At 71.1% G+C, this 13,010-nt stretch carries 10 protein-coding genes; 5 read left to right on the forward strand and 5 right to left on the reverse strand.

What is annotated here, in order from left to right; translation table 11 throughout:
* The first annotated feature begins 4 nt into the window (after window positions 1–4).
* From pgsB to OG788_RS33440, 4 genes are all read left to right on the forward strand, one after another.
* Window positions 5–2,029, forward strand: a complete 2,025-nt coding sequence (pgsB, locus tag OG788_RS33425) for a poly-gamma-glutamate synthase PgsB (protein WP_406374857.1) — start codon at window positions 5–7, stop codon at window positions 2,027–2,029.
* Window positions 2,026–2,508 (forward strand): poly-gamma-glutamate biosynthesis protein PgsC/CapC, encoded by a 483-nt coding sequence (locus tag OG788_RS33430; protein ID WP_266763537.1) that lies wholly within the window; start codon window positions 2,026–2,028, stop codon window positions 2,506–2,508. Before pgsB ends, OG788_RS33430 begins: the two co-directional genes overlap by 4 nt.
* Before the next feature lie 37 nt (window positions 2,509–2,545).
* Complete coding sequence (locus OG788_RS33435; RefSeq protein ID WP_406374858.1) at window positions 2,546–3,604, forward strand: NlpC/P60 family protein; 1,059 nt, start codon at window positions 2,546–2,548, stop codon at window positions 3,602–3,604.
* 61 nt (window positions 3,605–3,665) lie between these two features.
* On the forward strand, window positions 3,666–4,682 hold the full coding sequence (locus OG788_RS33440) for a hypothetical protein (protein ID WP_406374859.1): 1,017 nt from the start codon (window positions 3,666–3,668) through the stop codon (window positions 4,680–4,682).
* A 134-nt stretch (window positions 4,683–4,816) separates the two neighbouring features.
* Here OG788_RS33440 and OG788_RS33445 read toward each other — a convergent pair whose 3' ends face one another.
* From OG788_RS33445 to OG788_RS33465, 5 genes are all read right to left on the reverse strand, one after another.
* Window positions 4,817–6,943, reverse strand: coding sequence for a 3-hydroxyacyl-CoA dehydrogenase NAD-binding domain-containing protein (locus OG788_RS33445; protein WP_406374860.1), 2,127 nt, complete (start codon window positions 6,941–6,943; stop codon window positions 4,817–4,819).
* The gene (locus tag OG788_RS33450; RefSeq protein ID WP_326784967.1) at window positions 6,940–8,166 is read right to left on the reverse strand and encodes an acetyl-CoA C-acyltransferase; all 1,227 of its coding nucleotides are present in this window, start codon (window positions 8,164–8,166) and stop codon (window positions 6,940–6,942) included. Before OG788_RS33450 ends, OG788_RS33445 begins: the two co-directional genes overlap by 4 nt.
* A gap of 523 nt (window positions 8,167–8,689) precedes the next feature.
* The gene (locus OG788_RS33455; RefSeq protein ID WP_406374861.1) at window positions 8,690–9,967 is read right to left on the reverse strand and encodes a ribonuclease D; all 1,278 of its coding nucleotides are present in this window, start codon (window positions 9,965–9,967) and stop codon (window positions 8,690–8,692) included.
* A 155-nt stretch (window positions 9,968–10,122) separates the two neighbouring features.
* Window positions 10,123–10,785, reverse strand: coding sequence for a response regulator transcription factor (locus OG788_RS33460; RefSeq protein ID WP_019073943.1), 663 nt, complete (start codon window positions 10,783–10,785; stop codon window positions 10,123–10,125).
* Between the two features lie 281 nt (window positions 10,786–11,066).
* On the reverse strand, window positions 11,067–11,735 hold the full coding sequence (locus tag OG788_RS33465; protein WP_351535776.1) for a DUF3000 domain-containing protein: 669 nt from the start codon (window positions 11,733–11,735) through the stop codon (window positions 11,067–11,069).
* A gap of 184 nt (window positions 11,736–11,919) precedes the next feature.
* On the opposite strand from OG788_RS33465, the gene hemE reads away from it, so the two are divergent.
* The gene (gene hemE, locus OG788_RS33470; protein WP_406374862.1) at window positions 11,920–12,987 is read left to right on the forward strand and encodes a uroporphyrinogen decarboxylase; all 1,068 of its coding nucleotides are present in this window, start codon (window positions 11,920–11,922) and stop codon (window positions 12,985–12,987) included.
* Window positions 12,988–13,010: the final 23 nt, after the last annotated feature.

Consider the following 13,010-nt stretch of genomic DNA (forward strand, 5'->3'; position numbering starts at 1 on the left):
AGCCGTGCTCTTCCTCTTCACCGTCCTGGTGGTGTGCTGCGCGATCCTGCTGGTGGCGGGCATCGTCGAACAGCGGCGGCACTTCACCAACCTGGACAACATTCCCACCCGGGTGCTGGTCAACGGCATCCGCGGCAAGTCGTCCATCACCCGGCTCTGCGCGGGCGCGCTGCGCGGCGGAGGGCTGACCACGGTCGCCAAGACCACCGGTACGGCGGCCCGGTTCATCCACCCCGACGCCACCGAGGAGCCGGTCTACCGCAAGTTCGGCATCGCCAACGTCGTCGAGCAGATCGGCATCGTCCGGCGCGCGGCGGCGTACAACCCGGACGCCCTGGTCATCGAGTGCATGGCCGTCATGCCGGCCCTCCAGGAGATCAACCAGTCCAAGCTGATCCGCTCCACGATCGGCGTCCTGTGCAACGTCCGTGAGGACCACCTCGCCGAGATGGGCCCCACCCTCGACGACGTGGCCCGCTCGCTCTCCCGGTCCATGCCGGAGGGCGGTATCTGTGTCACCGCCGAGCAGGAGCGCTTCGCGATCCTCCAGGAGGAGGCCGACTCCCGCGACTGCAAGCTGATCTACGCCGACCCGGAAACGGTCTCGGACGAGGAGCTGCGCGGGTTCAGCTGGTTCACCTTCAAGGAGAACGTGGCGATCGCGCTCACCGTCGCCGAACTCCTCGGCGTGGAGCGGGAGACGGCCCTCCAAGGCATGTACGACGCGCCGCCGGACCCCGGTGTCCTCTCCGTCGAGCGGTACGTCACCGAGGACGGCAAGAAGGTCCGCTTCGCCAACGTCTTCGCGGCCAACGACCCCGAGTCGACGCTGATGAACATCAACCAGCTGCTCGATCTCGGCGCCATCCACCGCCCGCTCAACGTGGTCATCAACTGCCGCCCCGACCGCGTCGAGCGCAACGGTCAGATGGGCGAGATCATCCCCGAGCTGGACCCCGAGAAGGTCTTCGTGATCGGCCACCCGGCCAAGAGCGCCATCGACGCGATGCCCGCGGAGTACCGCTCCCGCGCGGTCGACCTCGGCGGCGACCGCCGCGACCCCGAGGAGTTCATGCGGCAGCTGCTGGGCGAGCTCGGCGCGGACAGCTCGCTGGTGGCCATCGGCAACATCCACGGCCAGGGCGAGCACCTGCTGGAGCACCTCGCCGAACTCCCCGCGGACGACAGCGTGGACGAGAACGCGGACGAGAACGCCGCCGGTGACGCCGAGCACGCCGGCCGTCCCGGCGACACGGCCGACGAGCCGCGTGTGCCGACGCCCGTGCGCGAGCACGTCGAGACCGTGCAGCTGTACGCGCCGCGTATCGACCCCTACCAGCGGTACTCGGAGGCGTACGAGACGCGTTACGCGCCCCAGACCCACGTCCCCGCACAGCGCACCGCGGACAACCCGTACCCCCAGCAGGGTCACCCGCAGGCGACGCCCGAACAGCAGGGCCTTCCGCGCCGGGGCCGTCCCCAGCAGGGCCGGCCGCAGGCCGGGCATCACCAGCAGGGTCATCCGCAGGCGACGCACGACCAGCACGGCCGGCCTCCGCAGGGCCGGCCGCAGGCCGGACACGTCCAGCAGGGTCACCCGCCGGCGACGCTCGAGCCGCAGGGTCAGCCTCAGCAGGGGCACCCGCAGCAGGGCCGGCCGCAGGCGGCGCACCCGCAGACGGACCCGCTCGGCGCGTCCGCGCCGGAGGGCCGGTCACGGCGGGCGCGCCCCGAACACCCGCAGCAGACACAGCAGCACCAACCGGAGCAGCCGCACCGGTCGGAGCACCCGCACCAGCAGCCGCAGCCGGAGTATCCGCACCGGAGCCACCAGCCGGAGCAGGTCTACCGGCCCGAACAGGCCCGTGAGCTCTGGCCGGACGGGTCGCAGGGGCCCGCCGACACGCGGCCCCAGCCGCCCGGGTCCGGCGAACAGCCCGGGTCCCGCGGCCTGTTCGAACCCCGCGTACCTCCCACACACCCCGACGACGACCCCCAGCAGTGGCGCAGCCCAGGAGAGCCCCGTTGATCCCCTCCGTCCTCACCCCCGAGATCGCCGCGATCGGCATCGGCCTGGGCCTGATGTTCTCGCTGATCTGCTACCTCACCACCAACCTCTCGCCCGGCGGCATGATCACCCCTGGCTGGCTGGCGCTCACCCTCATCGAGGACCTGCAGCGCGCCGCGCTCGTCCTCGGCGTGACCGTCCTGACGTACGTCACCACCCTGCTGCTCCAGCGCTTCGTGATCCTCTACGGCAAGCGGCTGTTCGCGGCCGTCGTGCTGACCGGCGTACTGATCCAGGCGTCCGTGATCATCGTGCTCCAGATGGAGTTCCCGCTGCTGTACGCCAACCAGACCCTGGGCTTCATCGTCCCCGGGCTCGTCGGCTACCAGCTGGTGCGCCAGCCCAAGGGGGCCACGCTGTTGTCGACCGGCTCGGTCACGCTCGCCACCTATGTCGTGCTGACCGCCGGAATCCTTCTCGGCGCCATGCCGTCCGCCTGAGCCCGCCTCTTACTTCGGAACCTCTGGAGCCGTCACCATGCCGAAGCGCAAAGGCCGTCCCGTCCTCCACGCGGCCACGGTCCTCGCGCTGCTCGCGGGCAGCGCCTACTTCACCTTCGAACTCCGCAAGGACGAGGAGGCGAAGGTCCCGGCCGTGCAGGCCGTCACCGACAAGCCGGCCCTGGAGAACTCGGGCAAGGCCACCGGCAAGCAGACCTGGGAGCGACTGAACAACCCGACCCGCTCCGTGCTGCGCGGCGAGAACGGCGACATCCTCGCCACCTTCACGGACGGCGCCCGCACCGCGACCCTCCGGGGCCCCTCCCGCACCCTCACCGAGCCGGCCAACACCCAGTCCCGCGTGGTGACACAGGACTGGGTGCGTCTGATGCCGGAGGCCTGGCGCAAGGGTGCCGAGAAGGAGAAGTGGTTCAAGGACTGGTTCAAGGAGTTCTACGGCAGCGAGGCCGACGACATCTTCGCGATCGCCTTCCAGTACGTCGACGGCGCACCGGTGAAGAAGGACGACGAGGGCGTCCCGTACGCGGGCGACGCGGTCTTCGGCCCCTTCAAGGAGGACGGCGTCGACCGCCTCGAACAGAACGACTTCTACGACTACCTGGGCATCAACTACACCTTCCGCGACGGCACCTCGATGGTGGCGCGCAAGGAGCGTTACCGCGCCCTGGACTGCTCCGGGTTCATGCGCATGATCTGGGGCTACCGGGCCCGCTACCCGCTGATGGCGACGAACCTCTCCGGCGACGGACTGCCGCGCAGCGCCGACGGCATGGCCCGGTCGAAGATCGGCGTCGACATCCTGAAGCTCTCCGGGCCGTCCCCCTGGTACACGCGCCCCAAGAACATCGACGTGGTCCAGCCCGGTGACCTCCTCTTCTTCAAGATGGACCACCGCACCGGCAACCACCTGGACCACGTCGCCCTGTACCTGGGCGTGGATACCGACGGCCACCGCGTCTTCATCTCCAGTCGCAAGGAGGTCAACGGACCGACCATGGGCGACAAGGGCGGTGCCTCCCGGATCGACGGCAACGGCTTCTACGCCGGGCTGCTGCGCAGCGCCAAGCGCCTGTGAGCGGTTGACCGGTGCGGGGGCGGGCCTCGGCGAGCGGCCCGTCCCCGATTAAGGTGAACCGGTGAACGTCGACTGGCTCATACGTGGCCGCGACGGCAGGCTCAGCGCGTACCTGCTGTCGGAGGCCACCGTCCGCTGCCGGGCGGAGCGCGGACCCGGTGGCCCATGGGACCCTCCGCGTACCGTGGGCGGCGCCCAACGCCTGCACCCCGTCATGGCCCTGGGTCAAGGACCCGACCTCTACACCCATCTGGTCTCCTGGCGTCCGACCGTCCGCGACGAGTCGGGCCTCGTCCACTCGACCCACTTCCGGCCGGACCTCTCCGCCCTCGACTGGAACCCGATCGGTCACCCCGACCGCACCGGGGGCCGGACCGGCAACCCCGCCGTCGCGGTCGACGCGGAGGGGCGCGCCCATGTCTTCGTGCGCAACAAGAGCGGCGGAGTCAGCATGGTCGGCCAGAAGCAGAAGGGCGGCTGGGGGCCCTGGCGCGACCTCAAGGGGCATGACGTCCAAGGGGACTTGGCGGCCGTGACGGGGATGTCCGGCCGAGTCGAGCTGTACGCGGCCGTTCCGGGCGGCGTGCTGCACTGGCGCCAGGAGGAGGCGGGCTCGGTACCCGCCCTGGACGAGGCGCTGGAGGCACCGGTCCGCCCGGACACCCTGCGCGCTCTCGCGACCTCCGTCGGCTCCACGACGCTCTTCTTCACCGACGAATCGGGCGATGTGTGCGCCTGGCGTCCCGGCACCAAGCCCGTGGCCCTCCTGGCCTCGGCCGGCCCGGGTTCCGTCTGTGTCGTCCGCTGCGAACTGGACGGCCACGACTGCACGTTGCTCGCCCAGCGCTCGGCGAGCGGACGGGTGGCCTTCGCCGCCTACCCGACCGAGGACGAGTCCGCGGGCGCCTGGTGGACGGAGTCGGGGCCGGAACTCCCCGCCGACGCCCTGGTGTCGCTGACGGAGGACGAGGAGGGCCGTGTGGTCGCCGCGACGCTCTCCCCGGGAACCGGTGAACTCCGGGTCACCCGCCGCAAGGACGAGCCGGGGATCGCCCTTGCGGCATGGCGGGCGGTCTGACGCCGTAGGCCCTGGCCAGGTCACCCGGCCCGGGCCCGGCACGCTCGGCACTCCGTCAGCATCCACCGTCCCGACACCGACGAAAGAGGGCCCCCGCCGAAGCGGAGGCCCTCTTCACGTATGCCGTACGGCCGTTACGCGGGAACCGAAGCCACGCCGGGCTCCAGGAACCGCTTCCCGGTCACTCGCTCGGAGACACCCTCACGGTCCAGGTACGGCGTGATGCCGCCCAGGTGGAAGGGCCAGCCGGCGCCGGTGATCAGGCAGAGGTCGATGTCCTGGGCCTCGGCGACGACGCCCTCGTCGAGCATGAGCCCGATCTCCTGGGCCACCGCGTCGAGGACCCGGTCCCGCACCTGCTCCTCGGTCAGGACGACGTCGCCCTGCTTGAGGAGCGCGGCGACCTCGGGGTCCAGCTCCGGCTTGCCGGAGTCGTAGACGTAGAAGCCGCGCTTGCCCGCCTTGACGACGGCCGCGAGGTTCGGGGAGACCGTGAAGCGGTCCGGGAAGGCCCGGTTGAGGGTCTCCGAGACGTGCAGACCGATCGCGGGACCGACCAGCTCCAGCAGGACCAGCGGGGACATCGGGAGGCCGAGCGGCTCGATGGCCTTCTCGGCGACCTCGACGGACGTGCCCTCGTCGATGACGTTCTGGATCTCGCCCATGAAGCGGGTCAGGATGCGGTTCACGACGAACGCCGGGGCGTCCTTGGTGAGAACCGCGGTCTTCTTCAGCTTCTTGGCGACGGCGAACGCCGTGGCCAGCGAGGCGTCGTCCGTCTGCTCGCCGCGCACGATCTCCAGGAGCGGGAGGATCGCGACCGGGTTGAAGAAGTGGAAGCCCACGACCCGCTCGGGGTTCTTCAGCTTCGACGCCATCTCGGTGACCGACAGCGAGGAGGTGTTGGTGGCAAAGATCGCGTGCGCCGGGGCGACCGCCTCGACCTCCGCGAACACCTGCTGCTTGACGCCGATCTCCTCGAAGACGGCCTCGATGACGAAGTCGGCGTCGGAGAAGCCCTCCGCCTTGTCCAGCACACCGGAGACCAGGGCCTTCAGGCGGTTCGCCTTGTCCCGGTTGACGCGGCCCTTGAGCAGCAGCTTGTCGATCTCGGCGTGGACGTAGCCCACACCCTTGTCGACGCGCTCCTGGTCGATGTCGGTCAGGACGACCGGCACCTCGAGGCGGCGCAGGAAGAGCAGGGCGAGCTGCGAGGCCATCAGGCCCGCGCCGACGACGCCCACCTTGGTGACCGGACGCGCGAGCGACTTGTCCGGCGCACCCGCCGGACGCTTGCCGCGCTTCTGGACCAGGTTGAAGGCGTAGATGCCGGAGCGCAGTTCGCCACCCATGATCAGGTCGGCGAGCGCCACGTCCTCGGCGTCGTAGCCCTTCTGCAGGTCGCCGTCCTTGGCCGCGGCGATGATGTCCAGCGCGCGGTAGGCGGCCGGGGCGGCCCCGTGCACCTTGCTGTCGGCGATGAACCGGCCGCGCGCGACGGCCTGGTCCCAGGCCTCGCCGCGGTCGATCTCCGGGCGCTCGACGGCGATGTCGCCCTTGAGGACGGAGGCCGTCCACAGCAGCGACTGCTCCAGGAAGTCCGCGCCCTCGAACAGCGCGTCGGCGATGCCGAGGTCGTAGACCTGCCCGCCCTTGAGCTGCTTGTTCTGGTTGAGCGAGTTCTCGATGATCACCGAGACGGCCTTGTCCGCACCGATCAGGTTCGGCAGGATCGTGCAGCCGCCCCAGCCGGGGACCAGACCGAGGAAGACCTCGGGCAGCGAGAACGCCGGCAGGGCCGCGGAGACGGTCCGGTACGAGCAGTGCAGACCGACCTCGACGCCACCGCCCATCGCCGCGCCGTTGTAGTAGGCGAAGGTCGGGACCGCGAGGCCCGACAGGCGCTTGAAGACCTCGTGGCCGCCCTTGCCGATGGCGAGCGCGTCCTCGTGCTTCTTCAGCAGCTCGACACCCTTGAGGTCGGCGCCGACCGCGAAGATGAACGGCTTGCCGGTGACACCGATACCGACGATCTCGCCGGCCGCGGCCTCCTTCTCGACCTGGTCGATGGCGGTGTTCAGGTTCGCCAGCGACTGAGGACCGAAGGTGGTCGGCTTGGTGTGGTCGAAGCCGTTGTCGAGGGTGATGAGCGCGAAGCGCCCGGCACCGAACGGCAGGTCGAGGTGGCGTACGTTCGCGGACGTCACGACCTCGTCGGGGAACAGCTCGGCTGCGCCCTTCAGGAGTTCAGCGGTGGTCACTTGTCGCCTCCGGCGTCCTTGTGGTGCGGGTTCTCCCAGATCACCGTGGCGCCCATGCCGAAGCCGACGCACATGGTGGTGAGGCCGTAACGGACCTCCGGCTGCTCCTCGAACTGGCGGGCCAGCTGCGTCATCAGACGGACGCCGGAGGAGGCGAGGGGGTGGCCGTAGGCGATCGCGCCGCCGTACTGGTTGACGCGCGCGTCGTCGTCGGCGATGCCGTAGTGCTCGAGGAAGGCGAGCACCTGGACGGCGAATGCCTCGTTGATCTCGAAGAGGTTGATGTCCTCGATCGACAGACCGGCCTGGGCGAGGGCCTTCTCGGTGGCCGGGATCGGGCCGTAGCCCATGACCTCCGGCTCGACGCCCGCGAAGGCGTACGAGACCAGGCGCATCTTGACCGGCAGGCCGTTCTCGCGGGCGAAGTCCTCGGAGGCGAGGATCGACGCGGTCGCACCGTCGTTCAGACCGGCGGCGTTACCGGCGGTGACACGGCCGTGGACGCGGAACGGGGTCTTCAGGCCGGACAGGTTCTCCAGCGTGGTGCCCGGACGCATCGGCTCGTCGGCGGTGACCAGGCCCCAGCCCGTCTCACCGATCTCCGCGTTGGTGTTGCGCACCGAGATCGGCACCAGGTCCTGCTGGATCTTGCCGTTGGCGTACGCCTTGGCGGCCTTCTCCTGCGAGCGCACGGCGTACTCGTCGGCGCGCTGCTTGGTGATGGTCGGGTAGCGGTCGTGCAGGTTCTCGGCGGTCATGCCCATGAACAGGGCGGACTCGTCGACCAGCTTCTCGCTGACGAACCGCGGGTTCGGGTCCACGCCCTCGCCCATGGGGTGACGGCCCATGTGCTCGACACCGCCGGCGATGACGACGTCGTACGCGCCGAAGCCGATGGAGCCCGCGGTGGCGGTGACGGCGGTCAGCGCGCCCGCGCACATGCGGTCGATGGAGTAGCCGGGGACCGACTGGGGGAGCCCGGCGAGGATGCCGGCCGTGCGGCCCAGGGTCAGACCCTGGTCACCGATCTGCGTGGTCGCGGCGATGGCGACCTCGTCGATCTTCTTGGGGTCAAGACCGGGGTTGCGGCGCAGCAGCTCCCGGATGGCCTTCACGACGAGGTCGTCGGCACGGGTCTCGTGGTAGATGCCCTTCGGGCCCGCCTTGCCGAACGGGGTGCGGACGCCGTCTACGAAGACGACGTCCCTGACGGTACGAGGCACGATGGCTCTCCTCCAGATGCGGGATGGCACTGCTGCGCGGACACACGCCTGAGCGCGCGCTCAGCACCCATGCTACTTACGAGTAACCAACCTGCCCAGTCCCGTGGCCGGGAGCGGCGAAGGTCACATCCGGAAGGGCTGCGTGTTCCCGGCCAAGCCCATCACGCGCGGGCGCCCGGCACCGGCGCGCCGCTCCGGGCCGGCCCCGCGGGCGGGGGTGGCGGACGGTCCGCGTACGGCGGCCCCACCTGCCGCGACGGCGTTCCGGGAGGACGGGGAGGCCGGGGAACCGGGCGGCGCGGTCGGGCGGCCCAGGATCTTGGCGTGATCTCGCCGTCCGGTCGACGTCCCGATTCCGCTTCCAGAACCCGTTCGGAGCACACGTGGCGCGCGGAGAGGGCGGAAAGCGTGGAATGCGCGGCCGGCGGGGCGGCGGGGGAGACGCCCCGGACCGACGGTCCGCGTGCTCCGGCCCGCCCCTCGCGTCGTAGGGCCTCGGTTCCGGGCGGCCTTCCCTCGGCTTCTAGGCGGCCTTCAGGGACAGCGCGGTCACCAGCACCGGCGTGACCAGTTCGACCTGCCAGGGCCGGGCCCCGTAGCCGGTGAGCGCGGCGCCCACGGACTCGGTGTCCGGTGCCGCGGGCGGCTCCCAGCACACGCGCCGCACGGTGTCCGGGGTGATCAGGTTCTCCTGCGGCATGTTCAGCTGCTCGGCCAGCGCCGATACGGCGGCCCGCGCGGCGGAGAGCCGGGCCGCGGCGGCCGGGTCCTTGTCGGCCCAGGCCCGCGGCGGGGGAGGCCCGGTCACCGGCTGTCCCGGCTGCGGCAGCTCGGCGTCCGGCAACTCCTTCGCCCGTTCGACCGCGGCCTGCCACTGCTCCAGCTGGCGGCGGCCCATGCGGTGCCCGAAGCCGTTCAGGGCGGCCAGGGCGTGCAGGTTGGCGGGCACGGCCAGTGCCGCCTCGACGATCGCGGCGTCCCCGAGCACCTTGCCCGGCGAGATGTCCCGGCGCTGAGCGACCCGGTCCCGGGTCTCCCACAGCTCCCGGACGACGGCCATCTGACGGCGGCGGCGCACCTTGTGCATCCCGGACGTACGGCGCCAGGGGTCCTTGCGCGGCGGCGCGGGCTCGGCCTGCGCGATCGCGTCGAACTCCTGCCGGGCCCATTCCAGCTTGCCCTGCCGGTCGAGTTCCTTCTCCAGGGCGTCGCGCAGGTCGACGAGGAGTTCCACGTCGAGCGCGGCGTAGCGCAGCCAGGGCTCGGGCAGCGGGCGGGTCGACCAGTCGACGGCGGAGTGTCCCTTCTCCAGGACGAAGCCGAGGACGCTCTCGACCATCGCGCCGAGGCCCACCCGGGGGAACCCGGCCAGGCGCCCGGCCAGCTCGGTGTCGAAGATGCTGGTGGGGATCATGCCTATCTCGCGGAGACAGGGCAGGTCCTGGGTGGCGGCGTGCAGCACCCACTCGGCCCCGGAGATCGCCTCGCCCAGACCCGACAGGTCGGGACAGGCGACGGGGTCGATCAGCGCGCTGCCGGCGCCCTCGCGGCGCAGCTGCACGAGATAGGCGCGCTGGCCGTATCGGTACCCGGACGCGCGTTCGGCGTCGACGGCCACCGGGCCGGATCCGGCGGCGAAGGCGGCGATCATCTCGGCGAGCGAGGCGTCGTCGGCGATCACGGGCGGAATGCCTTCTCGGGGCTCGAGCAAAGGGATCGGCGCCGATTCGACGTCGTCCGGAGGGCCGCCTCCGGTGGTTCGCAGTGAGCTGTCTGCTGCGGTCTCTTGGGCGTCGGTCACCTGTCAAGGGTATCTGTGTATGGACGACGCCCGTCGACGGAACGTTCCGTCGACGGGCGTCTGAGGGTCGCAAACCAGTCAGGCAAGTGAAAGATCCGGTTCACGCGCGAGGGGGATGCCGGGGCGGGGGAGGAGGGGGCGGTGTCGGGCAGGGGTCAGTGGATGATTCCGGTCCGCAGGGCCACCGCGACCATTCCGGCGCGGTCGCCCGTGCCGAGCTTGCGGGCGATGCGGGCCAGGTGGCTCTTGACGGTCAGCGCGGACAGGCCCATGGAGACGCCGATGGCCTTGTTCGACTGGCCCTCCGCGACCAGGCGCAGGACCTCGACCTCACGTCCGGACAGTTCGCGGTAGCCGCCCGGGTGGCTCGGGGCACCCGGGGGGCGGCGGTGCATACGGGCGGCGGCCGAGCCGATGGGCGCGGCGCCGGGCCGGGTGGGGAGCCCGACGTTCGTACGGGTGCCGGTGACGACGTAGCCCTTGACGCCGCCCGCGAGGGCGTTGCGCACGGCGCCGATGTCGTCGGCGGCGGAGAGGGCGAGGCCGTTGGGCCAGCCGGCGGCTCGGGTTTCGGAAAGGAGGGTGAGGCCGGAACCATCCGGCAGGTGGACATCGGCGACACAGATGTCGCGCGGGTTGCCGATTCGGGGACGGGCCTCCGCGACGGACGACGCCTCGATGACGTCGCGCACTCCGAGCGCCCACAGATGGCGGGTGACGGTGGAGCGGACCCGGGGGTCGGCCACGACCACCATGGCGGTCGGCTTGTTCGGGCGGTAGGCGACCAGGCTTGCGGGCTGCTCGAGGAGAACGGACACCAGGCCTCCTGGGGTGCGGGACGGGGACCGGCTCTGGGGGGCGAGCCAGGACGAACCGTGCTTTCAAGGTCACAGACGTCTTCGGCATCAAACCCATTGACCTTTAGAGAATGATCACGATGTGGTGAGTAACAATCCGCGCAATTCGGACACGCGATCGATCATCCGAAGATCGAACCGAGTCGTTCCCCGTCGATACGCGGCCGAAAGTGGTCGTATCGACAAAAGGCCCGGTAAGAAAACGGAAAGGGCGCGCGCGTCGGCGCGCGCCCTCTCGGGGGTCAGCGGGACTGTGGTCCCCGGCGCTGCGGGAGGGTGACCACCGAGGCGTCCCCCGGAGGCACCGGCGGCAGCCCGGCGATCTGGCACAGCAGGTCGCACCAGCCCGCGAGGTGCGCGGCCGTGTCCGGAACGCCGCCGAGGCCCTCCCGGGGTGTCCACGACGCACGGATCTCGATCTGCGAGGCGGCCGGGCGCTCCGCGAGCCCGCCGAAGTAGTGCGAGCTCGCGCGCGTGACGGTGCCGCTCGCCTCGCCGTACGACAGACCGCGGGCCTGGAGTGCGCCGGTCAGCCACGACCAGCAGACCTCGGGGAGCAGCGGGTCGGCGGCCATCTCCGGCTCCAGTTCCGCGCGGACGAGGGTCACCAGACGGAAGGAGCCCTGCCAGGCGTCGTGTCCGGCCGGGTCGTGCAGCAGGACGAGGCGCCCGTCGGCCAGATCCTCGTCGTCGGCGACGACCGCGGCCTCCAGCGCGTACGAGTACGGAGCCAGGCGTTGCGGTGGTCGCGTCGGGTCGATCTCGATGTCCGGCCGCAGCCGGGCGGCCCTCAGGCCGTCGACGGCCGCCCGGAAGGGCAACGGGGCCGTCTCCGCCGCATTCCTGTCCTCCTCCTTCGCGTCGTCCATTCCGCCAGCGCCGTCCGACAGTCGTCCCTGAGCCGCAGCCATGCGGGGAAGATTAAAGGGAACGGAGCCCGCGCGCAGGGAGAGACACCCGTGCGTGGGACCCCTGTCCGGATCACGCCACGTGGACGCGGTCGTCCGGGCGGGTGCTCCGGGCGCCGGAGCGGGGGCGGCCGGTGGCCCGGAGCCCGGGACGGTGACGTCCGTGAGCCGTGGGAGACTTTCCGTCGTGAGCGCCAACCACAGCCCCGCCGGGCAGCAGCCGACAGCCACGTACGAGTCCGCCTTCCTCAAGGCGTGCAGGCGCGAGCCCGTGCCGCACACGCCCGTGTGGTTCATGCGGCAGGCCGGCCGCTCACTGCCCGAGTACCTCAAGGTGCGCGAGGGCATCCCCATGCTGGAGTCCTGCATGCGGCCCGACCTGGTCGCCGAGATCACGCTCCAGCCGGTCCGCCGGCACGGCGTGGACGCGGCGATCTACTTCAGCGACATCGTCGTCCCGCTGAAGGCCATCGGCGTCGACCTGGACATCAAGCCGGGCGTCGGCCCCGTCGTCCAGAACCCGATCCGCACCCGCGCCGACCTGGCACAGCTGCGCGATCTGACCCCCGAGGACGTCTGGTACGTCACCGAGGCGATCCAGCTTCTGACGGCCGAGCTCGGCGAGACCCCCCTCATCGGTTTCGCGGGCGCGCCGTTCACCCTCGCGAGTTACCTCGTGGAGGGCGGTCCGTCCAAGAACCACGAGCACACCAAGGCGCTCATGTACGGCGACCCGCAGCTGTGGGCCGACCTGCTCGACCGTCTCGCCGAGATCACCTCCGCCTTCCTCAAGGTGCAGATCGAGGCGGGCGCGAGCGCCGTCCAGCTCTTCGACTCCTGGGTCGGCGCCCTGGCCCCCGCGGACTACCGCCGCTCGGTGATGCCCGCGTCCGCCAAGGTCTTCGACGCCGTCGCCTCGTACGGAGTGCCGCGCATCCACTTCGGCGTCGGCACCGGCGAGCTGCTCGGCCTCATGGGCGAGGCGGGCGCCGACGTGGTCGGCGTGGACTGGCGCGTCCCGCTCGACGAGGCCGCCCGCCGGGTCGGTCCCGGCAAGGCGCTCCAGGGCAACCTCGACCCCGCGGTCCTGTTCGCCCCCACCGAGGCCGTCGAGGCCAAGACCCGTGAGGTGCTCGACGCCGCCGCCGGTCTGGAGGGCCATGTCTTCAACCTCGGCCACGGCGTCCTGCCCAGCATGAACCCGGACGCGCTGACCCACCTCGTGGAGTACGTGCACACGCAGACGGCTCGCTAGAGCCCGTCCGCGGACCGTTCCGC

The organism is Streptomyces sp. NBC_00647 (genome assembly GCF_045207245.1).
In the GTDB taxonomy this organism is placed as follows: Bacteria; Actinomycetota; Actinomycetes; order Streptomycetales; family Streptomycetaceae; genus Streptomyces.